Annotated in this window: 20 protein-coding genes and 1 riboswitch; of the genes, 1 reads left to right on the top strand and 19 read right to left on the bottom strand. The window is 71.5% G+C overall.

Annotation, left to right across the window (positions count from 1 at the left end):
- Positions 1-2: 2 nt before the first annotated feature.
- The 18 genes from mnhG to N801_RS08495 form a co-directional block, all read right to left on the bottom strand.
- Positions 3-386: a monovalent cation/H(+) antiporter subunit G gene (gene mnhG / locus N801_RS08410; protein WP_035936208.1), complete on the bottom strand. Its 384-nt coding sequence runs from the start codon at positions 384-386 to the stop codon at positions 3-5.
- Entirely contained in the window at positions 383-676 is a 294-nt protein-coding gene (locus N801_RS08415) for an MrpF/PhaF family protein (protein ID WP_035936211.1), read from the bottom strand. Before N801_RS08415 ends, mnhG begins: the two co-directional genes overlap by 4 nt.
- Positions 673-1,197, bottom strand: a complete 525-nt coding sequence (locus tag N801_RS08420) for a Na+/H+ antiporter subunit E (protein WP_035936214.1) — start codon at positions 1,195-1,197, stop codon at positions 673-675. Before N801_RS08420 ends, N801_RS08415 begins: the two co-directional genes overlap by 4 nt.
- Positions 1,194-2,789, bottom strand: a complete 1,596-nt coding sequence (locus N801_RS08425) for a Na+/H+ antiporter subunit D (protein ID WP_035936220.1) — start codon at positions 2,787-2,789, stop codon at positions 1,194-1,196. Before N801_RS08425 ends, N801_RS08420 begins: the two co-directional genes overlap by 4 nt.
- Positions 2,786-3,280 carry a Na(+)/H(+) antiporter subunit C gene (locus tag N801_RS08430; RefSeq protein WP_035936223.1) on the bottom strand — a complete coding sequence of 165 codons (495 nt, stop codon included), beginning with the start codon at positions 3,278-3,280 and terminating at the stop codon, positions 2,786-2,788. Before N801_RS08430 ends, N801_RS08425 begins: the two co-directional genes overlap by 4 nt.
- Entirely contained in the window at positions 3,277-6,132 is a 2,856-nt protein-coding gene (locus N801_RS08435) for a Na+/H+ antiporter subunit A (protein WP_035936225.1), read from the bottom strand. The genes N801_RS08430 and N801_RS08435 overlap by 4 nt, the downstream gene beginning before the upstream one ends.
- A gap of 220 nt (positions 6,133-6,352) precedes the next feature.
- Complete coding sequence (locus tag N801_RS08440) at positions 6,353-7,387, bottom strand: ribonucleotide-diphosphate reductase subunit beta (RefSeq protein ID WP_211254691.1); 1,035 nt, start codon at positions 7,385-7,387, stop codon at positions 6,353-6,355.
- The gene (locus N801_RS08445; RefSeq protein WP_035936229.1) at positions 7,384-9,783 is read right to left on the bottom strand and encodes a ribonucleoside-diphosphate reductase subunit alpha; all 2,400 of its coding nucleotides are present in this window, start codon (positions 9,781-9,783) and stop codon (positions 7,384-7,386) included. Before N801_RS08445 ends, N801_RS08440 begins: the two co-directional genes overlap by 4 nt.
- Before the next feature lie 157 nt (positions 9,784-9,940).
- Positions 9,941-10,170, bottom strand: a riboswitch (cobalamin riboswitch).
- A 58-nt stretch (positions 10,171-10,228) separates the two neighbouring features.
- Complete coding sequence (locus N801_RS08450) at positions 10,229-11,548, bottom strand: fatty acid desaturase family protein (RefSeq protein ID WP_035936231.1); 1,320 nt, start codon at positions 11,546-11,548, stop codon at positions 10,229-10,231.
- Positions 11,549-11,667: 119 nt separating this feature from the next.
- Entirely contained in the window at positions 11,668-12,780 is a 1,113-nt protein-coding gene (locus N801_RS08455; protein ID WP_211254692.1) for a ferredoxin reductase, read from the bottom strand.
- 70 nt (positions 12,781-12,850) lie between these two features.
- Positions 12,851-13,738 carry an alpha/beta fold hydrolase gene (locus tag N801_RS08460; RefSeq protein WP_035936232.1) on the bottom strand — a complete coding sequence of 296 codons (888 nt, stop codon included), beginning with the start codon at positions 13,736-13,738 and terminating at the stop codon, positions 12,851-12,853.
- A gap of 29 nt (positions 13,739-13,767) precedes the next feature.
- A complete protein-coding gene (locus tag N801_RS08465) occupies positions 13,768-15,339 on the bottom strand; it encodes an ABC transporter ATP-binding protein (RefSeq protein WP_035936235.1) in 1,572 nt (523 codons plus the stop codon).
- Between the two features lies 1 nt (position 15,340).
- On the bottom strand, positions 15,341-16,330 hold the full coding sequence (locus N801_RS08470) for an ABC transporter permease (protein WP_245618312.1): 990 nt from the start codon (positions 16,328-16,330) through the stop codon (positions 15,341-15,343).
- 1 nt (position 16,331) lies between these two features.
- On the bottom strand, positions 16,332-17,531 hold the full coding sequence (locus tag N801_RS08475) for an ABC transporter permease (RefSeq protein ID WP_052112773.1): 1,200 nt from the start codon (positions 17,529-17,531) through the stop codon (positions 16,332-16,334).
- A gap of 157 nt (positions 17,532-17,688) precedes the next feature.
- Positions 17,689-18,738, bottom strand: a complete 1,050-nt coding sequence (locus N801_RS08480; protein WP_035936241.1) for a BMP family lipoprotein — start codon at positions 18,736-18,738, stop codon at positions 17,689-17,691.
- 94 nt (positions 18,739-18,832) lie between these two features.
- On the bottom strand, positions 18,833-19,282 hold the full coding sequence (locus N801_RS08485; RefSeq protein WP_035936244.1) for a cupin domain-containing protein: 450 nt from the start codon (positions 19,280-19,282) through the stop codon (positions 18,833-18,835).
- A gap of 5 nt (positions 19,283-19,287) precedes the next feature.
- Positions 19,288-20,721, bottom strand: a complete 1,434-nt coding sequence (locus N801_RS08490; protein ID WP_156996627.1) for an amidohydrolase family protein — start codon at positions 20,719-20,721, stop codon at positions 19,288-19,290.
- Entirely contained in the window at positions 20,718-21,509 is a 792-nt protein-coding gene (locus N801_RS08495; protein WP_052112775.1) for an S-methyl-5'-thioinosine phosphorylase, read from the bottom strand. Before N801_RS08495 ends, N801_RS08490 begins: the two co-directional genes overlap by 4 nt.
- 36 nt (positions 21,510-21,545) lie before the next feature.
- Between N801_RS08495 and N801_RS08500 the strand changes: the two genes are divergently transcribed.
- A complete protein-coding gene (locus N801_RS08500) occupies positions 21,546-23,072 on the top strand; it encodes a gamma-glutamyltransferase (protein WP_035936246.1) in 1,527 nt (508 codons plus the stop codon).
- Here the strand turns inward: N801_RS08500 and N801_RS08505 are convergent.
- Positions 23,069-24,427, bottom strand: coding sequence for an MATE family efflux transporter (locus N801_RS08505; protein WP_035936248.1), 1,359 nt, complete (start codon positions 24,425-24,427; stop codon positions 23,069-23,071). The genes N801_RS08500 and N801_RS08505 overlap by 4 nt on opposite strands.
- Positions 24,428-24,440: the final 13 nt, after the last annotated feature.

The following is a 24,440-nucleotide window of genomic DNA, read 5'->3' on the forward strand; positions in this document are numbered from 1 at the left end:
GGCTAGCCGTGGTCCCTGTGGGTCGTCGTCGGGCCGTCCGCCGCCGGGTCGGACCTCGTCTCGGCGTCGTGCTCGAGGAGGTCGTCGCGGGACAGTCGCGCGCGGTCGATGTGGCCTGCCCGCAGGGCCGCCCGGCCGAGCATGTGCGCCGACACCGGAGCGGTGACGAGCTGGAAGACGGCCGCGAGGGCGATGACGGCGAGGACGCTGCGGTCCTCCACGCGCAGGGCCAGGCCGAGCAGGATGAGCAGGACGCCGAGGGTCTGCGGCTTGGTCGCCGCGTGCATCCGGGTGAGCACGTCGGGGAAGCGCACCAGGCCGATGCCGGCGATGAGGGCGAGCAGCGAACCGAGGATGAGGCAGGCCCCGGCGAGGACGTCGATCATGCGTGGTCACCGTCCTCGAGGTGCGGGCTGCCGTCGCCGTCGCGGGCGGCGAACCGGGCGATGCTCACCGACCCGAGGAAGCCCACGAGCGACAGGGCGAGCAGCACCGAGACGGTGGTCGAGTAGCGCCCGACGGCGGCGTGCACCCCGACCGCGCCGACGATGGCCGCGACGAAGACGTCGGTGGCGACGGTCCGGTCGAGCATCGAGGGCCCCCGGACGACGCGGATGAGGCAGAGGGCCCCGCTGACGGCGAGCAGGGCGGCACAGATGATCCCGACGACGGTCATGCCCGCACTCCGCTGCACACGGCGTCGCGCTCGACGCGGGGGGCGAACGCCCTGACGACCCGCCGCTCCTGCTCGAGGACGGACAGGCGGAACGCCTCGATGTCGTCGTCGGTCGCGGCCGACATGACGTGCAGGTAGATGGCGCCCTCCTCGGAGTCGAGCTCGACGAGCAGGGACCCCGGGACGAGGCAGACGAGCTCGGACGTGATGGTCATGAGCAGCTCCGAGCGGCTGCGCAGGTCGATCCGCAGCAGGGCGCTGGGTGGCGGGCCGCTGGGGCGCAGCGCGAACCAGGACACCTCGATGCTCGCCCGGACGAGGTCCCACAGGAATCGCACCGTGAGGACGAGCGTCGGCCACGGACGCACGACCCACGTCCACGGCGCCTTGGGGAACGGGAAGACGGTGACGACGAGCACGGCGGCGAGGACGCCACCCACGACGATGGTCGGCGTCACGGCACCCCAGAGCAGCACCCAGATGACGGTCAGCACGACGATCATCGGCCAGGACCCGCTCATGGCCGGTCCCCGAGGACGGCCTCGATGTACGGCGTGCGCTGGAGGAGCTCGGCGCCGGCCCGGTCGGTGATCTCGAAGAGCGGTCCGGCGAAGACGGTGAGCGCGACGCTGAAGGCGACGAGCAGGACGGTCGGCAGGCCCATCGCGAGTGGGATCCGCTGCGTGGTCGCGACCTTCTCCCACATGGTCATGACCTGGGTCCCGGTGGAGACCTGCTGGTGCCCGTGCAGCGGTCCGTGCGACCACTCGTCGTCGTCGTCGTGCTCGGCGTCGGGGTCGACCGGCTGCCAGAACGCACGGTTCCACACCTTGGCGATCGCATAGAGGGTGAGCAGGCTCGTGAGGATCGAGGCGGCCACCGCGGTGATCGCCAGCCAGTCGCCGGCCGCGATGCCGGCCTGCCCGAGGGCGACCTTCCCGAGGAAGCCGGAGAACGGCGGTATGCCGGCGAGGTTCATCGCGGGCACGAAGAACAGCACCGACAGCACCGGAGCGGAGCGGGCCAGGCCGCCGAGACGGCTGAGGTTCGTCGTGCCGGTGCGGTACTCGATGAGCCCGGCGATGAGGAACAGGACGGTCTGCACGGTGATGTGGTGGGCGATGTAGAAGATGGCGCCCGAGAGCCCGAGCTGCGTGGCGTAGGCGATGCCGAACAGCATGAACCCGATGTGGCTGACGAGCGTGAAGGACAGGATGCGTTTGACGTCGGACTGTGCGACCGCGCCGAGGATCCCGATGACCATCGTGAGGATCGAGGCCCACAGGAGCAGGCCGCGCAGGTTGTCGCCGGGGAAGAGCAGCGTCTGGGTCCGCACGATCGCGTAGATGCCGACCTTGGTGAGGAGACCGGCGAAGACGGCGGTCACGGGTGCCGGCGCCGTCGGGTACGAGTCGGGCAGCCAGGCCGACAGCGGGAACACCGCCGCCTTGATGCAGAACGTCGTGAGCAGCAGCAGCTGCAGCATCTGGGCCACGCCGGGGGGCAGGTCGCCGACGCGGACGGCGAGCTCGGCGAAGTTCACCGTGCCGGTCGCGGCGTAGACGCAGGCGAGGGCGATGAGGAAGATCGTCGACGAGATGAGGCTGACGATGACGTAGATCGTGCCCGCCCGGATGCGGGCCTCGGTGCCGCCGAGGGTGATGAGCACGTAGCTCGCGGCGAGCAGGACCTCGAACCCGACGAAGAGGTTGAACAGGTCGGCCGAGAGGAACGCGTTGGACACCCCGGCGCTGAGGACGAGGAAGGTCGGGTGGAAGACCGACAGCGGGGTCTCGCGGCCGTACTCGACGATGCCCTGGCCGAACGAGTACAGCAGGACGCAGAGGGTGACGAAGGTCGACACGAGCAGCATGAGCGCCGAGAGCCGGTCGGCGACGAGCGAGATGCCGATGTCGGGCCCCCAGCCGCCGATCGAGACCGACTGCGGGCCGTAGCGGTCGGCGCGCACGAGCAGGGTCGCTGCGGTGACCACGACGGTGCCGAGCACGAGGACGGAGATGAGGCGCTGCGCCGAGGCCGAGCGGCCGAAGACGAGGCAGAGCCCGGCGCCGAGCAGCGGCAACAGCACCGGGAGGACGACGATCTGGGTCACGCCTCCCCCCTCTCGGCGGCGATTCGGTCGGCCGCGTCCGTCCCGGTGTTGTCGCCGGACGCGGACTGCTCGTCCTCGCCCTCCTCGTCGGGCATGCCCGCGGTGACGTCGTCGAAGGAGGCGGAGGGGCGGTCGAGGTCGGCGCGGCGGATCACGAGGTCGTCCTCGACGTCGTCCTGCACGTCGTCGTGCCCGGTGAGCTGCCACGCCCGGTAGGCCAGCGCGAGGCCGAACGCGGTGACGCCGAGGGTGATGACGATGGCCGTGAGCACCATCGCCTGCGGCAGGGGGTCGGTCATCGGCTCGTCGCCCGTGCCGATGATCGGAGCACGTCCGGCGGGGCCGGACGCGACGAGGAAGACGAGGTTGACGCCGTTGCCGAGCATGACGAAGCCCACGAGGATGCGGGTGAGGCTCCGCTCGAGGACGAGGGTCGTTCCGCACGCGACGAGGACGACGATCGCGACGACGAGCACGACGTTGGTGCTCATGGGACGGACACCTCCCGCGGTGCGGCCTCGACCGCGCCGCTGTCCTCACCCTGCTTGTCGATGCCGCCGCCGAGGCTGCGGAGCACGTCGAGTGCGAGACCGACGACGACGAGGTAGACGCCGATGTCGAAGAACAGCGACGTCACGAGGTGGACCTCGCCGAACGGTCCGACGGGGATGTCGAAGATGCCGCTCTGGAAGGCGTTGAAGCCGATGAGCGCCGGGACGGCACCTGACAGGGCGGCGATGACCAGGCCGGACCCCAGGACCACGCCGGCGTCGATCGGGGCCGCGGTGTCGAGCTCGGCGCGTCCTCCGGCGAGGTAGCGGACCATGAGCGCCAGCCCAGCGATGAGCCCACCGGCGAAGCCTCCGCCGGGCAGGTTGTGCCCCGCGAACATGAGGTAGATCGAGAAGACCATGAGCACGGGGAAGACGACGCGTGCGACGATCTCGAAGACCACCGAGCGTCGGCGGTCGGCGATGAGCCCGGCCCCACGCAGCCACCCGGAGTCCTCGGCGGCCCGGATGCGCCGGCTCTCGCGGTGCGAGGTGGCCCGGTCGGTGAGCAGGAAGATGAGGCTCGCGACACCGGTCGCGGCGACGACGAGGACGGCGATCTCACCGAAGGTGTCCCAGACCCGGATGTCGACGAGGGTGATGTTGACGATGTTGTTGCCGCCGCCGTAGTCGTAGGCCGGCCCGGCGAAGTCGTACCCCACCGGGGACGCCGTCCGGGCGTCCGCGGCGAGCAGGGCGTAGCCGCCGACGGCCAGCCCCGTGAGGCACCCGATGGCGACCCGGATGCGTCGCGCCGACGTGAACGGGCGGTCGGAGAAGAACGGGGGAAGCCGGCGCATGACGAACACGAACGTCACGATCGAGAAGGTCTCGACGAGTACCTGGGTCAGCGCGAGGTCGGGGGCGCCGTGCGCGACGAAGAGCAGGGCGGTGCCGTAGCCGGTGACGCCGAGGAGCAGCACGGCCCGCAGCCGCCGCCGGGAGCGCACGGTGAGGATGGCCGCCACGACGACGACGGCGACGATGGCGACCTGGAGGAGGTTGTCGGGGCCGCGGACGTCGACGCCCTGCCATGTCGTGACGAGCGTGATGCCGGGGACGACGACCAGCACGAGCAGGATGATGCCGAGGTAGACCGGCAGCGAGCCCCGCTGGGTCCGGCCGGTGACCTCGATCGACAGCCGGTCCACCGCGCGGATGACGCCGTGGTAGACGATCTCGGCCTCGGGGACGTGCAGCCGGTCGACGAGCCGACCCTGCGCCGACGACACCCGGCGCCGGGCCACCCAGAGGAGAAGGCCGCCGGTGACGGCGAGCACGGACAGCCCGAGGGCCGGGGTGAGGCCGTGCCACAGGGTGAGCAGCGGCGCGTGCGCACCCGAGGGGAACTCACCGGCATACGCCATGAGACGCGAGGTGAGCGGGGCGCCGGCGAACCCGGCCACGAGGGACAGGCCGGCGAGGACCACCGGGGCGGCGACGAGGCCGGCGCGGGGCGTCGCGACCGAGGGCGGCGTGACGGTGCGGACCCCGAACGCCCCCCACATGAAGCGGGCCGTGTACGCGACCGTCAGCGTCGACCCGACGACGAGGCCGACGAGGGCGAGCGGACCCCACACCCCGAGGTCGGCGTCCTCCCCGAGGTCGAGGAAGGCGGCGAGTGCGGCCTCCTTGGCGGTGAAGCCGAGGAGCGGCGGGATGCCGGCCATCGACGCGGCGGCGAGCAGCGCGGCGCCGAACAGCACGGGGAGCGAGCGGAAGAGCCCGGTGAGCTCGCGCAGGTCGCGCGTGCCGGTGCTGCGGTCGATGACCCCGACGACGAGGAAGAGGGCCGACTTGAAGAGCGCGTGGCCGAGGACGAGCGCGAGCCCGGCGAACGCGGCCGCCTGGGTGCCCGCGCCGACGACCGCGATGAGGAACCCGAGCTGGCTCACGGTGCCGTAGGCGAGGAGGAGCTTGATGTCGTGCTGGCGCAGCGCCCGCAGCCCGCCGATGATCATCGTCACCAGGCCGGTCACGAGCAGCAGGGGGCGCCAGCCGGGGATGTCGGAGAAGGCGGGGGCGAGCAGGGCGACGAGGAAGACGCCGGCCTTGACCATCGCCGCGGCGTGCAGGTAGGCGCTCACCGGGGTGGGCGCGGCCATGGCCCCGGGCAGCCAGAAGTGGAACGGCACGAGCGCGGACTTGCTGATCGCCCCGACGAGGATGAGGAGGACGGCGACCGTCGTGGCCGTCCCGGTCGGCGGCCCGGCGACGATCTCGGTGATCCGCGCGGTGCCCGCCTCGTGGCCGAGGACGAACAGCCCACCGAGCATGACCAGCCCGCCGAAGGTCGTGACGATGAGGGCGTTCATCGCCGCCCGGCGGTTGGCCTTGCGCTCGGGGTTGTGGCCGATGAGCAGGAACGACAGGACGGTCGTGAGCTCCCAGAAGACGTAGAGCACGTAGAGGTTGTCGGCGACGACGAGCCCGAGCATCGACCCGGCGAAGGCGGTGAGCACCGCCGAGAAGCGCCAGATCTCGCGGTCGCCCTCCCGGAAGTACCACGTGCAGTAGGCCAGGACCAGCGCGCCGACCCCGGTGACGACGAGCGCCATGAGGGCGTTGAGCGGGGTCAGGGCGAGGTCGATCTGCACGTCGATGGACGGGATCCACGTGACCTGCTCGGTCCGCACGTCGCCGTCGAACGCCGCCTCGGCCGGCCCGAGGAGCCAGACGAACGACCCGAGCGGGACCAGCGCGAGCAGGAGGAAGGCGCGTCGCTGCAGATGGCGGACGAGGACGGGAGCCAGTGCGGCCGCGAGGAAGTGCAGCGCCACGATCGTGATCATCGTGAGTGCCTCCATCCGCGCAGTGGTCTGTGTGATGGGGGTTGACTGAGGTCTCTCGTCGTGGACAAGCTCCCCGGGACAACATCCCTGGTGGATGAATTATGACGGCTCCGCCGGGTGCGTGCCGACGCCGGGTGCGGGTCGGACACCCAGCAGCGCGTATGCCGTGTGCCCACCCCTGCGTGGGCACACGGCATACACGTGCGGTCGGGTCGACGGCTCAGAAGTCCTCGTCGAAGCCGACCGAGCCGCTCACCCCCACCTGGTAGGCGGAGACCCGGCGCTCGAAGAAGTTCGAGAGCTCCTGCACGTCCTGCAGGTCCATGAAGGCCAGCGGGTTCGGCGAGCCGTAGATCGGTTCGAGCCCGAGCCGCTGCATCCGGCGGTCGGCGACGTGCTCGAGGTAGCTGCGCATGTCGGTCGGCGAGAGCCCCGCGACCCCGCCCCCGAGGAGGTCGTCGGCGAACTGCGCCTCGGCCTCGACACCCTCCACGAGCATCTGGCGGACCTGGCCGGCCATCTCGTCGTCGAACAGCTCCGGCTCCTCCTCGCGGACGGTGTCGACGACGTCGAACGCGAACGCCATGTGCATCGACTCGTCCCGGAAGACCCAGTTCGTCCCCGACGCCAGCCCGTTGAGCAGCCCGCGCGAGCGCAGGAAGTAGACGTAGGCGAAGGCGCCGTAGAAGAACAGCCCCTCGATGACGGCCGCGAAGCAGATGAGGTTGAGCAGGAACGCGCGACGGTGCTCCCGCGTCTCGAGGGCGTCGAGCTCGAAGACGGTGTCGATCCACCGGAAGCAGAAGTCCGCCTTGTGCTTGATCGACGCGATGGTGTCGACGGCCGCGAACGCCTCGTGCCGCTCGGCCTCGTCGGGCACGTAGGTGTCGAGCAGCGTGAGGTAGAACTGCACGTGCACGGCCTCCTCGAACAGCTGGCGCGAGAGGTAGAGCCGGCCCTCCGGCGAGTTGACGTGCTGGTAGAGGTTGAGCACGAGGTTGTTCGCAACGATCGTGTCCCCGGTCGCGAAGAAGGCCACGAGCCGCGACACGAGGTGCCGCTCGGCGTCGGTGAGCCGCCGCAGGTCCGCGAGGTCGGAGTGCAGGTCGACCTCCTCGACGGTCCACGTGTTCTTGATGGCGTCGCGGTAGCGGTCGTAGAAGTGTGGGTAGCGCATCGGCCGCAGGGTGAGGTTCATCCCCGGGTCGAGCAGCATCCGCGTCGGGGTGTGGCTGGGGGGTTGGGTGGTGCTCATTCGCAGGCCTCGCAGGTCTCGGGGTTCTCGAGGGAGCAGGCGACCGCCGCCTCGTCGGTGGTGGGGGTGCTCGACGTGGTCACGGGCGCGACGGGCGCGACGGGCGCGCTGACGCTCGTCGTCGCCTGCTGGATCCGGGTCGCCGGGCGCGAGCGCAGGTAGTACGTCGTCTTGAGCCCGGCCTTCCACGCGTAGAGGTACATCGACGAGAGCTTCCCGATCGTCGGCGAGGCGAGGAACAGGTTGAGCGACTGGCTCTGGTCGATGAACGGCTGCCGGGCCGCGGCGAGGTCGATGAGCGCCTTCTGCGGCAGCTCCCACGCCGTCCGGAACAGCAGCCGCACGTCCTCGGGCAGGGCGGTGACTCCCTGGACCGACCCCTCGGCGCGCTTGACCTGCTCGCGGACCTCCGGCGTCCACAGGCCGCGGGTCTTGAGCTCGCGCACCAGGGCGGTGTTGACCTGCATGAACTCGCCGCTGAGCGTCTCGCGCTTGAAGAGGTTGGACACCTGCGGCTCGATGCACTCGTAGCAGCCGGCGATCGAGGCGATCGTCGCCGTCGGCGCGATCGCGATGAGCAGGCTGTTGCGCAGCCCGTGGGCGGCGATGCGCTCGCGGACCGCCGCCCACCGCTGCGTCTGCGTGCCGGTCACGTCCCAGAGGTCGGGCTGCAGCATCCCGGTGCTCGCCCGCGTCGAGTCGTATGCCGGGTGCGCACCGTGGCGCTCGGCCAGCCCCGTCGAGACCTCGAGCGCGGTGAGGTAGATCTCCTCGGAGATGCGGGTCGACAGCTCCTTCGCCTCCGGGGAGTCGAAGGGCAGGCGCAGGGCGAAGAACACGTCCTGCAGCCCCATGAGGCCCAGACCCACCGGACGCCAGCGCGGGTTCGACGCCGCGGACTCGGGCGAGGGGTAGTAGTTGATGTCGATGACCCGGTCGAGGAACGGCACGGCCGTGCGGACCGTCGCCCGCAGCCGGTCCCAGTCGACGGCGTCGCGGTCCCGGGTGAGGTGGGCGGCGACGTTGACCGACCCGAGGTTGCAGACGGCGGTCTCGCCGTCGGAGGAGACCTCGAGGATCTCGGTGCAGAGGTTGGACAGGTGCACGACGGGGGCACCGACCCCACCGTCGTCGGAGGTCTGGTTGCAGGTGCGGTTGGCCGCGTCCTTGAAGGTGATCCACCCGTTGCCGGTCTGCGCCAGGGTGCGCATCATCTTCGCGTAGAGGTCGCGTGCCTTGACCTGGCGGACCCAGCGGCCCTCGGCCTCGGCCAGCCGGTACGCCTCGTCGAAGGCCGGGCCCCAGAGGTCGACGAGCTCGGGCGCCTGGTCGGGGTCGACGAGCGACCACGTCTCGTCCGCCTCGACCCGGTGCATGAACTCGTCCGGGATCCAGTTGGCGAGGTTGAGGTTGTGGGCCCTGCGGGCGTCCTCGCCGGTGTTGTCGCGCAGCTCGAGGAACTCCTCGACGTCAGGGTGCCACGGCTCGAGGTAGACGCAGGCCGCACCCTTGCGCCGGCCGCCCTGGTTGACCGCGGCGACGGACGAGTCGAGGGTCCGCAGGAAGGGCACGATGCCGTTCGACTGCCCGTTGGTGCCGCGGATGAGCGCGCCCCGCGAGCGCACGCGGGAGAAGCCGATGCCGATGCCGCCGGCGAACTTCGAGAGCCGGGCCACCTGCTGGTAGCGCGAGTAGATCGAGTCGAGCTCGTCACGCGGGCTGTCGACGAGGTAGCAGGAGGACATCTGCGGGTGCGCGGTGCCCGAGTTGAACAGCGTCGGGCTCGAGGGCAGGTAGGCCAGGCTCGACATGAGCCGGTAGAAGCCGATCGCCTCCCGGGCCGAGGTGGCGAGACCGCACGCCACCCGGAGCAGGAAGTACTGCGGCGTCTCGATGACGAGCCGGGAGGTCGGGTGGCGCAGCAGGTAGCGGTCGCCGACCGTGCGCAGCCCGAAGTACTCGAAGCGGTGGTCACCGAGCGGGTCGACCGCCGAGTCCAGCTTGCGGGCGTGGTCCTTGACGAACCGGGCCGTGTCGTCGCCGATGAGGCCCTCGGCGTGCCCGAGCGCGACCGACTGGCTGAACGACGCGACGCCCTGGCCCCGGACCTCCTTGTCGAGGAAGCCCGCGAGCAGCCGGGCGGCGAGGCGCGAGTACTGCGGCTCCTCGCCGATCATCTGGGCCGCCGTCTGGATCGACAGCTGGTCCAGCTCCTGCGTCGTGGCCCCGTCGTAGAGGCCGCTGATGGTGCGGGTCGCGACCCGCAGCGGGTCGATCTCGAGCAGGTCGGCGCTGACCCGCTCGACCGCGCGGACGATCTTGCCGACGTCCACCGGTTCGCTGTCGCCGTTGCGCTTGCGGACGTGCATCTGGGGGCGGTGCTCCACCACTGTCATGACTCTCTCCTCGCGAGACCAGACCTGGAGGTCCGTGGTCGCGCGGGGGGACGACGGTCACGAGAGGGGAGCGGACGGCATACCCGAAAACGGGGTGCCGCGACGATGTCCTGACCTGTCGTCGGCCGTCCCACGAGGCCTCGGACCACCGTGCCCGGGCGGGCACGGTGCGCTGGCAGGTCTTCGGACTCGCGGGCTCGGCCGAAGCCGCCTACTGGCCATCGCTTCCCCCGCCCGAAGGCGAAGTGCTGTTTCCCCGGCGGATGCCGGGGAGATGGCGGTCGTTCCCACTCACCGCTGCGGGGCAGTCCCGGTCTTGCACCGGGTTCCCTGTTGCCTCACCACCGCACCGGAGTGCGGCGGTGAACCAGCTGCAGGCGTCACCATATGTGGACGCGCGAGCCATCGCGGGGACCACATCTGGTGCCGCGTGTCGCCGTGGCGGTCAGTACCGCCGGCCGGCCCCGCCCTTGCCCCGGACGGCCCGCTTCGCCGCGCGCAGGATCGTCGCGCGTCGCGTCGTGCCCTCGCGCTTGGGCGGGAGCGACAGCTCGACGACCTTCCAGTAGACGCCGCCGACCTGCTTGGCGAGGTTGCCGCTGACGTACTTGAGGTCGTTGCGGTCCATGAGGTCACGGATCCGGGGGGCGATCTCGGCGTAGCGGTTGCTCGGCAGGTCCGGGAAGAGGTGGTGCTCGATCTGGTGGCTGAGGTTGCCGGTCATGACGTGCATCGCCTTGGAGCCGGAGATGTTGCCGGAGCCGAGCATCTGGCGCAGGTACCAGTCACCACGGGTCTCGCCCTCGATCGAGGCCTTCTCGAAGGTCTCGATCCCGGGCGGGAAGTGGCCGCAGATGATGACGGTGTTGGTCCAGACGTTGCGGACGAGGTTGGCGACGATGTTCGCGGTCAGGGTGTGCCGGGTCGAGCCGGTGAACGTCGCCGCGGCCATGGCGGGGTGGACGAGGTAGTCCTTGGTCGCCTGGCGCTTGATCTTGGTGACGACCTCCTGCGCGTCCGCGCGGAACTTGGCCTTGTCCTCGTCGCTCATCCGGTTCTTCTTGGCGAGGTAGCCGCCGAGCTCGAGGTCGTACGCCGCGATGGAGTACTCGAAGAGCAGCGCGTTGGCGACGTGCCAGATCGGCTGGAAGAGGTAGAAGAGGGTCCACTTCTGGTCCTCGTCGACCCGCAGGATGCCGTAGCCGAGGTCGTTGTCGCGGCCGAGGACGTTGGTGAACGTGTGGTGGATCTCGTTGTGGCTGTGCTTCCACTGGCTCGACGGGGAGGCGTTGTCCCACTCCCACGCGGTCGAGTGGATCTTCGGGTCACGCATCCAGTCCCACTGGCCGTGCATGACGTTGTGGCCGATCTCCATGTTCTCGAGGATCTTGGCGACGGAGAGCCCGGCCGTGCCGAGCCACCACATGGGGCGGACGCCCTTGACCTTGACGCCGGAGAAGAGGAGGGCGGCGCGGCTGCCCATCTCGATGTAGCGCTGGGTCTTGATGACCTTGCGGATATAGGCCGCGTCCTTGGCCCCGCGTGAGTCCAGGACCTCCTGGCGCAGGGCGTCGAGCTCGCGCCCGATCTCCTCGATCTGCTCCGCGGAGAGGTGGGCGGCCGGGTTGGGGCGGCCGGACTTCTTGAACTCGGGGCGCTGCGGCCGGGGCTCGGCGCTCGTCACCGACAGCCGCGAGTTGATGCCGGGGGTCGTGGGGGCGCTCGTCGTGGGGGTGGTGCGGGTGCGCTCAGGGGCGAGAGTCATGAGGTGCTCCTTCGTCGTGTGCTTTTCTCGCCAATTCCCCCGTTGGGCACGGTCCGTCGGCGTGTCTGTGCCGAGTGGGGGAATTGGCGAGTTGAGGACGGGGTCATCGGGGAGGTGGGTCAGAGTTCGATGTCGCAGCGGCCGGCGACGGCGTTGATGCAGGTCTGGATCTTGGTGCCGGTGGTGGACTCGTCCGCCACGGTGATCTCGCCGCTGCGCAGGTCGCGCACGGCGCCGTCGCGCATGGTGACGACGCAGCCGAAGCAGATGCCCATCCGGCAGCCACTCGGCATGAGGACGCCGGCGGCCTCGCCGGCGTCGAGGATCGGGGTGGAGCCGTCGGCGTCGACGGTGACGCCGCTGGCCTCGAAGGTGACGCTGCCACCCTCGCCGGGTTCGATGATGCTGGGCCGGAAGCGCTCGACGTGGAGCAGCTCGGCCAGGCCGGCTTCGGCCCAGTGGGCCTCGGCGGCGTCGAGGAGGCCGGTCGGGCCGCAGACCCAGACCTCGCGCTCGCGCCAGTCGGGGACGAGGTCGTCCAGGGAGGCGAGGTCGAGGATCCCGGCCACGTCGTCGTGGTTCTCGTGCAGCGTGAGCCGGCTCGCGGCGGCATACCCGCGCAGCTCCTCACGGAAGATCACGTCGGCCTCGGTCGGCGCGCAGTGGACGTGGGCGACGTCGGGGAGCTCGCCCAGGTGGTTGCGCAGCATGCCGATGACCGGGGTGATGCCCGAGCCGGCGGTGAGGAACAGTGCCTTGGCGGGCACTGCCTGGGGGAGGGTGAAGTCGCCGGTCGCCTGGTCGAGCATGACGAGCGTGCCCGGGGTGGCCTGGCGGACGAGGTGGTTGCTCACCTTGCCGTCCGGGATGGCCTTGGTGGTGATGCTGATGAGGCCGTCCGAGGCGTCGGCCCGGTGGGTCAGGGAGTACGCGCGCCAGTGGCGGACGCCGTCGATGTCGATGCCGATCCGGATGTACTGGCCGGGCCGGTGGCCGAGCCAGCCCTTCCCCGGGCGGATCGTGATCGTGGCGGCGTCGGCGGTCTCGTGGGCCACCGAGACGATGCGTCCACGCAGTTCGGCGCCGGCCCGGAGCGGGTCGATGAGGTCGAGGTAGTCGGAGGGGACCAGCGGCGTCGCGATGGCCTCCGCGACCTTGCGCGCGCCGTCGAGCAGCCCGGCCAGGCGCGCGGGGCGTCGGCTGGGGGCGAGGCGGTTCAGCGTTGCAGTCACGGACGCCAGCGTAACCTACGTTCCCGTAGGTTACGAGTCCGTAGGTCGTGATCCGGCCCACGGACGGGCGCTACCGGTCGGCGAGCACCTCGGCGAGCCGTGCCCCGAATGCGACGGGCTGGCCCGGCCACGGACCCTCCGCGCTCGCGAAGCCGCCGTGGTGGCTGGGGAAGACGGCCACCGGCAGGCCGACCTGCTCGGCCAGCCCGCGGGTGGTGCGCGCCGTGATGGTGTCGCCGGTCTCCTCGCCCACGGCGAGCACGAGGCGGGGCTCCGAGCGCCGGAGCGCGTCGAGGTCCGGTCGGGCGTCCGTCACGGCGTCGGCGCGGTCCGAGAGCAGCGGGTCGTCGCGGGACCCGTCGTCCTCGGTCGGCAGACCGAACTGGGCGGGGTCGGCCGGGGGTTGTGCGAAGTACTCGTCGGTGAACTCGCCCTGCCAGCTGGTCATCCTGATGAAGGCGGCCATCCCCGCCCCGAAACCGCGCTCCGCGTAGGCGCGCGCCACCTCGTCGGACGCGCGCGTCGCGGCCTCCGCATCCGGGAGCGCCCCCATGACCGGGGGTTCGTGGGCGACGACGGTGACGAGGTCCCCGGGGTGGGAGGCGACCCACGTGAGGGCGGCGACCGCCCCGCCGCTGCTGGCGAAGACGTCGACGGGACCGGCACCCAGGTGCTTGACGAGGGCGTGCAGGTCCGCCGCCTGGTCCTCGGGCGTCTGGTCGGTGCGACCGTCCCTGCGCGTCGTGCTGCGGCCCAGCCCCCGGGGGTCGTAGGTGACGACGGTGCGGTCGGGGAACTCGGCCGCCAGGGCCTCGAAGCCGTCCGCGCACATCGGTTGCCCGATCATGAGCAGCGGCGGCCGCCCGTCCGCGGTGGGGAGCGGCCCACGCACGTCGTGGACGAGGTCCACGTCGGGGAGCTCGAGCGTCCGGGTCACGACCTTCGGGGCGTCAGCCATGAACCCAGAGTGCCACGGGAAGGTCGACGTCAGTGGGAGTCGGAGTCGCCGGCCATGAGGCGTCCGATCTCGGTGCGGTCGGCGTCCTTGCCAGCGATCTCCGCGACGACCTTGCCGCCGTGGATGACCGCGATCCGGTCCGCGAGCGAGAGCACCTCGTCGAGCTCGGCCGAGACGAGGAGGACGGCGGCCCCGGCGTCGCGGGCCTCGACGATGCGGCGGTGGACGAACTCGATCGAGCCCACGTCGACGCCGCGGGTCGGCTGGGCCGCCATGAGCAGCCGCGGACGCGCGGACATCTCCCGGGCGACGACGACCTTCTGCTTGTTGCCACCGGACAGCGACGCGGCCGGTGCCTCGACGTTGGGAGAGCGGATGTCGAACTCGGTCCGCAGGCCCTCGGCGTACTCGCGCACCGCGCCGAAGTCGCGGATGAACCCCTTGGCGAAGGGCGCCTCGTCGAAGCGGTTGAGGACGAGGTTGTCGGCGATGGAGTAGCCCCCGACGAGTCCGTGCTTCTCGCGGTCCTCGGGGATGTGGCCGACGCCGGCGTTGTTGGTGTCGCGGGCGTTGGAGCGGGTGATGTCGACGGCGTCGGCTCCCGAGCCGAGGTGGACGGAGCCGCTGACCGGGGGACGCATCCCGGCGAGGCTCTCGACGAGCTCGCGCTGTCCGTTGCCCTCGACCCCCGCGACCCCGACGATCTCGCCCGCGCGGACCTCGAGGTCGAAGCCGTCGACGGCCGGAAGGCCACGGTCGTCGCGGACGTGGAGGTCCTTGATCGACAGCACGGTCTCGCCCGGCGTCGCCTCGGCCTTGTCGACCCGCAGGACGACCTCGCGGCCGACCATCATGCTGGCGAGGTCGCTCGTCGTCGTGGACGACAGGTCGTCGACGCCCCCGACGACCTTGCCCTGGCGCAGGACGTAGCAGCGGTCGGCCACCGAGAGCACCTCGCGCAGCTTGTGCGTGATGAAGACGATGGAGGTCCCGCCGGCGGCGAGGTCCTTCATGACCCCGAGCAGCTCGTCGGTCTCCTGGGGGGTGAGGACGGCGGTCGGCTCGTCGAGGATGAGCAGGTCGACCTCGCGGGAGAGGGCCTTGAGGATCTCGACGCGCTGCTGGGTGCCGACGGGCAGGTCCTCGACCTCGGCGTCGGGGTCGACGGAGAGGTTGTGCCGCGCCGACAGCTCACGGACCATGTCGCGGGCGCCGTCGAGGTCGAGCATCCCGCTGCGGGTGCTCTCGTGGCCGAGCATCATGTTCTCCGCCACCGTCATGACCGGCACGAGCTGGAAGTGCTGGTGCACCATGCCGATGCCGCGGCGGATGGCGTCCTTGGGGTCCTTGATCCGGCTCGAGTCACCCTTGATCGTGATCGTGCCGGCGTCGGGGGTCATCAGCCCGAAGATCTGCTTGACCAGGGTCGACTTGCCGGCGCCGTTCTCACCGAGGAGGGCGACGATCTCGCCCCGGTCGACCCGCAGCGAGATGTCCTCGTTGGCGCGGACGGTGCCGAACGCCTTCGAGAGGCCCTCGATCTCGAGGAGGGTCTCGCGGGAGCGGCCGGCCTCGTGGACCTCTGCCTGGGTGTCGGTCATGTCAGTCGCCCTTCACGAACGGTTGCCCCACGGCGCCCGGTGCCCGGACCCGACCGGCCGCCGCGGCGAGCACGACGAGGGTGAGGACGTAGGGCAGGAGGTTGATGAACTGCTGGGGGATGTCGACGACGTTGCTCGCCTGGAGCTGCGAGGCGGACGCCGACATGAAGCCGAAGAACAGCGCCGCCGCCAGGGCGCGCATCGGGCGCCAGGCGCCGAAGATGAGGATCGCCAGCGCGAGGAAGCCTCGACCCGCACTCATGTCCCGTTCGAAGGTGCTCGTCGCCTCCATCGACAGGTAGGTGCCGGCGATGCCCGCGAGGGTGCCGGCGACGGTGACGTTGAACAGCCGCAGGCCGACGACGTTGATGCCGGCGGTGTCGGCTGCCGACGGGTACTCGCCGACGGCGCGGGTCCGCAGACCCCAGCGCGTCTTGAAGAGCAGCACGTGCAGCACGAGCGCGATGACGAGCGCGAAGAGGGCGATCGGCCCGTCCGAGAAGAACACCGGCCCGATGAGCGGGATCTTCGAGAGCAGGGGCACGTCGAAGTTCGGCAGGCCGCGGGGGATCGTCTTGCCGGACTCGTAGTAGAACGACGTGATGCCGGTGGCGACGATGTTGATGACGACACCGGCGATGATCTGGTCGAGCTGGCCCTTGACGGTGGTGAAGGCGAGGAAGGCGCCCATCGCGATGCCGGACAGCGCGCCGGCGATGACACCGATGATGACCGACTGGGTCGCGGCGGCGGCGAAGAAGGCGGCGAACGCCCCCACGAGCATCTGGCCCTCGATGCCGATGTTGACCACACCCGAGCGCTCGCCGATGACGCCGACCATGGCGCCGAGGACGAGCGGCACGGCGAGGAACCAGGCGTAGGAGAACATCGACACGGCGATGTTGGAGTTCACGAAGTAGAACGCGTATGCCGCCACGAGGACGAGCAGGGCCGTCGTCGCCCAGACCTTGTTGCGCAGGAACCACTCCATGTCAGGCACCCCAGCTTCCGGCGAGCTGCGTCTGCTTCGCCGTGTGTCGGCGGAAGATCCACTTCGCGATGACGGGCAGCGACACCATGAGCAGCGTGATGGCGAGGAGGACGTCGACGACCTCGGGGCGGATGCCCAGCTCGAACTGCAGGCTCGGCGCCCCGGCACGCATCGCCCCGACGAGGATCGCCGCCGGGATCGTGCCGAGCGGGTTGCCGCGGGCGAGCAGGGCGATGGTGATGCCGTCGAAGCCGAGGCTGCCGGCGATGCCGCTCTGGTAGCGGTACGGCTCGATCTGCAGGAGCTCGAGGGTCCCGGCCAGTCCGGCGAGCGCACCGGACGTGGCCATGGCGATGATCGTCGCCTTCGTTGTCGAGATCCCGGCGTACCCGGCGGCGAACCGGTTGCGGCCCACCGTCTGGAGCTCGAAGCCGAGGGTGGTGCGCTTGAGCATCCAGGCGACGAGGACGGCGAGGATGAGGGCGACCGGGAGGCCCCAGGGGAGGACACCGAGCGGGAGGAGCCGCGCGTCCTCACGCACCGCGTGGGTGGTCGGGAAGACTTGGCTGGTGTCGGCCAGCGGCCCGCCGTTGATGAGCCAGTCGATGAGGCCGACGGCGATCGAGTTGAGCATGATCGTCGAGATCACCTCGTGGACGCCGCGGGTGGTCTTGAGCAGCGCGGCGATCGAGGCCCACATCGCGCCGAAGAGCAGGCCGGCGATGACGCTGACGATGACGAGGACCGGGACGGGCAGGTCGCGCAGCGAGTGGGCGATCCAGGCGGCGCCGATGCCGCCGGCCATGAGCTGGCCCTGGCCACCGATGTTGAACAGGCCGACCTTGAGCGGGATCGCGACGGCCAGGCCGACGAGGATGAGCGGCGTCGTCTTCTGCAGCGTGGCGAGCAACCCGCCCTCGGTGAGGAAGGAGCGCTGGAAGAGCCGCTGGTACGCGTAGGTCGGGTTGAAGCCCTGGGCCCGGATGAGGATCGCGCCGATGGCGAACGCGAGGACGACGGCCAGGATCGGCACGACGATCGCCTGGTGCCGCACGAGGAAGCCGAGCAGCCCGGTGGGGGGCGGCGGGGCGCCGCGCTCGGCGACGACGGGCACCGCGGGCGCCTCGGCCGGCGCCGTCGCGGGGGCACCGCCGGCGTCGGGCGGGGTGTCCTTCGCCGGTGGGCGGTCGGGGTCAGCCATGACTCTCCGGTGGTGTGGGAACGGAGGAACGGGTGCCCTCCGGAGAGGGCACCCGTTCCGTCGGAAGCATGCTCGGACTGTATCGGACGAGCGGTCGTGAACCGGGCGGTTCGCGGCTCGCCGCCACAGCCGACCGAGCGTGCGGTCGTGCTGTGGGTCAGGCGACCTTGAGGCTGCCGTCCTCGAGCTTCTTGATGACGTCCTCGACCTTGGTCTTGACGTCCGCGGGGATCTTCGAGTCGAAGTCGTGGTACTCGGACAGGCCGGTCTTGCCGAGGAAGTTGCCGCCCTTGATGGAGCCGTCCTTGGCCTGCTTGAGCAGCTCGGTGGTGCCGTCGACGAGCTTCTTCTCGGCCGACGTCACGAGGCACGGGTGCGCCTCGGGGACGGTCTCCCACTGGTCGACGTCGACGCCGATGCAGAAGAGGGAGGTGCCCGCGCCGGAGGACTTGGCGACCTCGCCGAGGGCGCCGTTGCCGGTGCCGCCACCGGCGCCGAAGATGATGTCCGCACCCTGCGCGAGCATCTTCTTGGCCTCACCGGCACCCCACGGGGAGTCGGAGAAGGCGTTGGGGCCGGCGGGGTGGTAGACCTTCGCGACCGAGATCTTGGGGTTGGCGGCCTTGGACCCCAGCTCGTAGCCCTTGGCGTACATCTGGGTCGGCGGGATCTCCTCGCCGAGGACGATGCCGATCTTGCTCGTCTTGGTCATGAGGCCGGCGAGGTAGCCGGCGGCGTAGCCCGCGTTAGCCTCGGGGAAGATCAGGCCGGTGACGTTCGGGGCCGTCTTCGCGGCGTCCTGGAACTGGTCGACACCGATGAACTTGACGGTCGGGTTGGCCTTGGCCGCGGTCACGGTCGCCTCGCCCATGAGGAAGCCGACGGTGACGATGGAGTCGTACTTCTGGTCGGTGAACTGCTTGATGTTCGCCGGGTAGTCCTTGGAGTCCTTGGTCTCGATGTACTTCGTCTGGACACCTTCGCCCTCGAGAGCCTTGACGCCCTCCCAGGCGGCCTGGTTGAACGACTTGTCGTCGATGGTGCCCTTGTCGGTGACGAGACCGATGCAGAACACGTCCGCCGAGGAGCAGTCCTTGGGGGCGGCCGAGCTGCCGTCCGAGCTGGTGTCGCCGGTGCTACCGCCACAGCCGGCGAGAACGAGGGCGAGGGCGGCGGGGGCCGCGACGAGGAAAGGCTTGGCCTTCATAGGGGTCTACTCCTTGGGGGTGTGCAGGATGCCCCCGAACTGTAGCCGTCCGCTCCGCCCTCTGAGACGGGCTTGCCAATCCGTTGCCGTCTCGTTACTGGCGGGTCAGCGCGGCGATCTCCGCGGCATACTCCGGGAAGCGCGCGACGAGCGGAGCGCGCTCGCCGAGGGTGAAGTGCTGCGGTCGGTAGGCGGGGCTGCACCAGCAGGAGACCAGGCTCCAGTCGCCCAGGGTCGCCGCACCCTGCCACACCCCTCGGCGCACGAGCATCTGCCGGCGGGTGGCGTCGAGCAGCGAGAGGGTCCCGCGGTTGCGCCTCGGGCTCTCGTGCAGACGGAGCAGGGCCGTCGGCGCACCCTCGAGCCACTGCCACCCCTCGTCGACGGTGAGCCGGTGCATCGCCGAGAAGCCCTCGGGGGCGGCGGTGAGCAGGACGAGGACGGAGGACAGCTCCTGCGTCCGGGGACCCTCGACGTAGAACGCGCCCTCGTCGGGGAGGGGCTTCATCCTCAGCTCGTCGATGACCTGCTCGGCGGAGCGCATGCGGGTCAGGCTTCCCGAGCGTCGACGACGGCGGCGGCGTGGGCGTGGGCGTGGGCGTGGGCGGCGGCGGCGGCCGCGGCCGCGTCGCGAGCCCGGGCGCGACACCGGTCGAGGAGCTCACGCGTGTCCAGCAGGGTGCTGCGGCGGTCGCTGACGACGATCCTGCCGTCGACGAGGACGTGCGTGACGTCGCCCCTGCCGGCGGCGTGCACGAGGAGCGCGGGGACGTCGTGGACCGGGGCGAGGTGCGGCTGCTCGAGGTCGAGGAGGACGAGGTCGGCCCGCTTGCCGACCTCGAGCGAGCCGATGAGGGCGTCCATCCCGAGCGCCCGTGCTCCCTCGATCGTCGCGGCGCGCAGGATCTCGGTCGCGTGGAGGTCGGGCCGTCCGCTGGTGAGGGCGGCGAGGTGGGCGGCCTGGCGCATCACCTGCCACATGTCGAGGTCGTTCGAGCTCGCGCAGCCGTCGGTGCCCAGCCCCAGCCGTATGCCGTCCGCCCGCCACCGCGCCCAGTCGAGGGCGCCGGACGCGAGCTTGAGGTTGGACCCGGGGCAGTGGGCGACGGTGACACCCGCGGCGGCAGCGGTCGCCCGGTCCGGGCCGGACAGGTGCACCCCGTGCCCGAACACGACCCGCATCCGGCTCGCGTCCGCAACTCTGGTCGCGTTCCCGACCACTCCTGCGGACGCAAGGAGCTCGGTGGGGGTGGCGCCGAGGCGGGCGGCCAGGTCGGCGTTCTCGGCGGCGTTCTCGGAGACGTGGGTGTGCAGGACCGGGGGGAGGTCGCCGGCCTCGGGGTCCGTGACCTCGGCCAGGACCCGGGCCACCTCGGCGAGGTGCTCGACCGAGCAGGTGTAGGTGCTGTGTGGCATCGCCGCCACCGGCACCCGCGGTCCTCCCGCCTCGCGGATCGCCGACGGCCACCCGCGCAGGCCGGCGATCCGCTCCTCCCACGCCAGCCCGTCGGGACCCGGGCCGTCGAAGAAGGTCGGCCCGCCGACGTGGCGCGACCCGGCCGCGACGGCGCCGCGGTGCGCGGCCTCGTGGTGGAAGTACATGTCGAGCTGGGTCGTGCAGCCGCCCAGCAGCGACTCCAGGGCCCCGAGGGTGGCGCCGAGCTCGACCGTCGCGGGGTCCATGACGGCGCCCTCGGCCGCCCAGACCCGTTCGAGGAAGCCCTGCAGGTCGACGCCCTCGGCGATGCCCCGCAGCAGGGTCATCGGCAGGTGGGTGTGGAGGTTGACCAGGCCGGGGAGCGCGAGCCGCCCGCGGCCGTCGATGACGACCTCGCTCCCGTCGCCGTCCATGGCCGGGGCCACGTCCGGGCCGATCGCCGTGATGACGCCGTCCTCCACGACGAGCGTGACGTCGCGCATGACGGTGTCCTCGGCGTCGACCGTCACCACGAGGGCGAGGTCGCGCACGACCACTCGGCTCACGCGTCGTCCTCGCCGGTGAGCACGGCCTCGCCGGTGAGCACGGCGCGGGTGTGGACGAGCTCGTCGAGGACGGCGAGGACCCGCGGCACACCCGTCTCCATGACGGCCGAGATCTCCGCCATCGTGATCGGCTCGCCCGGCCGGACGCCCGCCGCCGGGTTGACGACGAGGCTGACCGCGGCGTACCGGAGCCCGGCCTCGGCGGCGAGGGTCACCTCGGGCACGCCGGTCATCCCGGCCACCGTGCCGCCGGCGAGGGCGGCGAGGCGGATCTCGGCGGGCGACTCGAAGCGGGGGCCGTCGAAGCAGGCGTAGACACCGCCGTCGACGACCGGCTGCCCGATCGCGCTCGCGGCGTCCAGCACCTCGCGCCGCAGCTCCGGGTCGTAGGCGGTCGTCATGTCCGTGTGGACGACGCCGCCCGCACCCTCACCGTCGTGGAACGTCGACTCCCGACGGCGGGTGAGGTCGAGGAAGTCGTCGACGCAGACCAGCTCGCCGGGCCGGAGGTCGGGGTCGATCCCGCCGGTGACGTTGACCGCGACGACGTCGCGGACGCCGAGATCGGCGAGGGCGCGGACGATCGCGCGGTACTCGATCCGGTGGGGCGGGACGACGTGCCCGACGCCGTGCCGGGGGACGAAGACGACGGGGTGTCCGTGCCACGTCCCGCGGGTCACGTCGACCGGCCCGTATGCCGTCCCGACGCTCTCGGCGCGCGCCCCGTCCAGTACGTCGAGGGTGGGGAAGCCGCTGCCGGCGATGACTCCCAAGGGCTGGCGGCTCACACGCGTCACGCTACCGGTGGTGCGAGGATGCCTCGCATGAGGAGGCGGGTGGCGGTCGCGGCGACGGGTCCCTCGTCCCTCGCCGCCGGACAGGCGGTCGTCGCGGAGGGCGGCAACGCGGTCGACGCCGCCATCGCCGCCGCGGTCACGTCGATGAGCACCGAGCCCGGCATCGTCAGCCTCGCCGGCGGTGCGTTCGTCACCGTCTGGCCGGCCTCGGGTGACCCGGTGCTCCTCGACGGCAACGTCGTCATGCCGGGCCGGGGACTGCCGCGAGAGGCGTTCGGAGGTGGGGTGCGCGAGGTCGTCACCGACTACGGCGGCGGTGTGACGATGTATGCCGGCCACGGCTCGGTGGCCGTACCCGGCGCCCTGGCCGCCTGCGAGACGGCGATCGCCCGATTCGGGTCGCGCCCGTGGGCGTCGGTCGTCGAGCCGGCCGCCGCGGCCTGTCGCGACGGCTACCCCATCGGCGGCGCCGCGGCCCGCTACCTCTCGATCGTCGCCGACGTCCTCTTCGGGCACGACGACGGAGCGCGCACGGTGACCCGCCGGCCCGACGGATCCCCTTTCACGGCAGGCGATGTGGCGCGCAACACCGAGCTCGCGGCCGTCCTCGACGAGATCTCGCGAACGGGGGCCTCGCTCCTCACCACCGGCGAGGTCGGGCGTGCGCTCGCGAGCGAGATGGTCGCGAACGGTGGGCTGGTCACGGAGGCCGACCTCGCGGCATACGAGGTCGTCGTCCGGGAGCCGCTGAGGCGCGCGGTGGGGGTCTGGGACATCGCCGTGAACCCACCACCGTCGGTCGGCGGGCCGATGCTCGCGGTGATGCTCGGTGAGCTGGCGCGGACGGGCGAGCCGTCGTGGGACGACATCCTGCGGATCCAGCGCGCGGTGCTCTCCTACCGGGTCACGGTGCACGACCACTCGCGCGACCTCGAGGCGGACGGTCACACGCTGCTCGCCTCGGTCGACCGACACGGGCTGGCGGGCCTGCCGACGTCGGCGTCGACGGCGCACATCTCGGCCGTCGACAGCGACGGGCTGGCCTGCGCGGTGACGATGTCGAGCGGCTACGGCGCCGGGGTCACGGTCGCCGGGACCGGCCTGCTGCTCAACAACGCGCTCGGCGAACCCGAGCTCAACCGGCTCGGGCTGCACGCGCTGACGCCCGGGACCCGGCTCGCCTCGAACATGGCGCCGACGGTGGGGCGCGCCCCGGACGGGCGCGTCCTCGCGGTGGGTTCGCCGGGAGCCGACCGCATCACCACGGCCCTGATGCAGGTGCTCGACCAGCTGTGCCTGCAGGGCGCCGACCTCGACGCGGCGATCCGGGCGCCGCGGATGCACGTGCGCTTCGGCCGGTCGGGGGCTGCGCTCGTCGAGCACGAGGCCGACCCCGCGATCGCCGCCGCGGTCACCCGGGCCGGGCTGCCGGGCCTCGACCACGGCGACCTGTCGATGTACTTCGGCGGCGTGGGCGCGGCCTACCGCGATGGTGCGGGCGGGCTCCGCGCGGCCGGTGACCCGCGTCGCGAGGCGGCGGTCGGCGTCTCCTAGCGGGTCGCACCCGTCACCATCCACCGGTCGGTGCGCACGCGGGCCCACATGAGCACGCCGCGGATCGCCATGAACCCGGCGAAGGCCAGCCACAGCCACGTCACCGCGTTGCTCGTGCCGCGCCCCGAGTCGTCGGCGAGCAGCCAGTCGCCGAGCAGGTGCACGCCGAGGATGAGCGGCAGGTACGCGACGAGGTTGCCGAGCATCGCCTGCGCCAGCCAGCGCCCGTCGCCGGCGCCGATGAGCACGCCGTCGATGACGAAGACGTAGCCGCTGAGCGGCTGCGAGAGGGCGACGACGATGAGCGCGGCGCCGATCGCAGCCTGCACCTGCGGGTCGCCGGTGAAGACCTGCGGCAGGACGGTGTGGAGCAGGAGCACGACGACTCCGAGGGCGGCCCCGCCGATGACGCCCCACCGGACCATCAGCGTCGTCGTCGACCGGGCCCGCTTGAGGTCGCCGGCGCCGAGCGCCTTGCCGGTGAGGGCCTGCGCCGCGATCGCGATGGCGTCGAGGGCGAAGACGAGGAAGCTCCAGATGGTCGCCGACACCTGGTACGCCGCGAGCGGCACGTCGCCGAGGTCGGCGGCGACCCACGTGGTGACGAGGAGGACGGCGCGCAGCGCGAGGGTGCGCACGAGCAGCGGTATGCCGGTCCGCGCGGCTGCGAGGATCCGTCCCGGGTGGGCCCGCAGGGTCACCCGGTGGCGGCGGGACTCGCGGACGAGGACCACGACGAGGGCGGCGGCCATGCCGGTCTGGGCGATGACGGTGCCGAGCGCGGAGCCGGCGATGCCCCAGCCGAACCCGTAGACGAACAGGAGGTTGAGGGCGATGTTGCTCGTGAACCCGAGGGCGCTCGCCGCGAGAGGGGTCCTCGTGTCCTGGAGCCCGCGCAGCACACCGGTGGTCGCGAGGACGACGAGCATCGCGGGGATGCTGATCGCCGAGATCCGCAGGTAGGTCACGGCGTGGCCCAGCGCCTCGGGGGAGGCGCCGAAGAGCCGGCAGATCGGCCCGGCGAGCACGGCCACGAGGACGGCAGTGACGGTGCCGAGGCCGACCGCGAGCCAGGTGCCGTCGATGCCGGCGGCGATGGCGCCGTTGCGGTTGCCCGCGCCGAGCATGCGGGCGACGACGGACGTGGTGCCGTAGGCGAGGAAGACGAAGATGTTGGCCGCGGTGAGGAGCATCGCGCTCGCGACGCCGAGGCCGGCGAGCTGCGGTGTGCCGAGGTGGCCGACGATCGCCGAGTCGGTGAGAAGGAAGAGCGGTTCGGCGACGAGGGCGAGGAACGCGGGCAGGGCGAGCCGGAGCACCTCGCGGTGCTGGGACTGCTCGGCCGGCGTCGTCACGGGTGTGAACCTA

Origin of the sequence: Knoellia aerolata DSM 18566 (genome assembly GCF_000768695.1) — a bacterium.
GTDB classification, from domain to species: domain Bacteria; phylum Actinomycetota; class Actinomycetes; order Actinomycetales; family Dermatophilaceae; genus Knoellia; species Knoellia aerolata.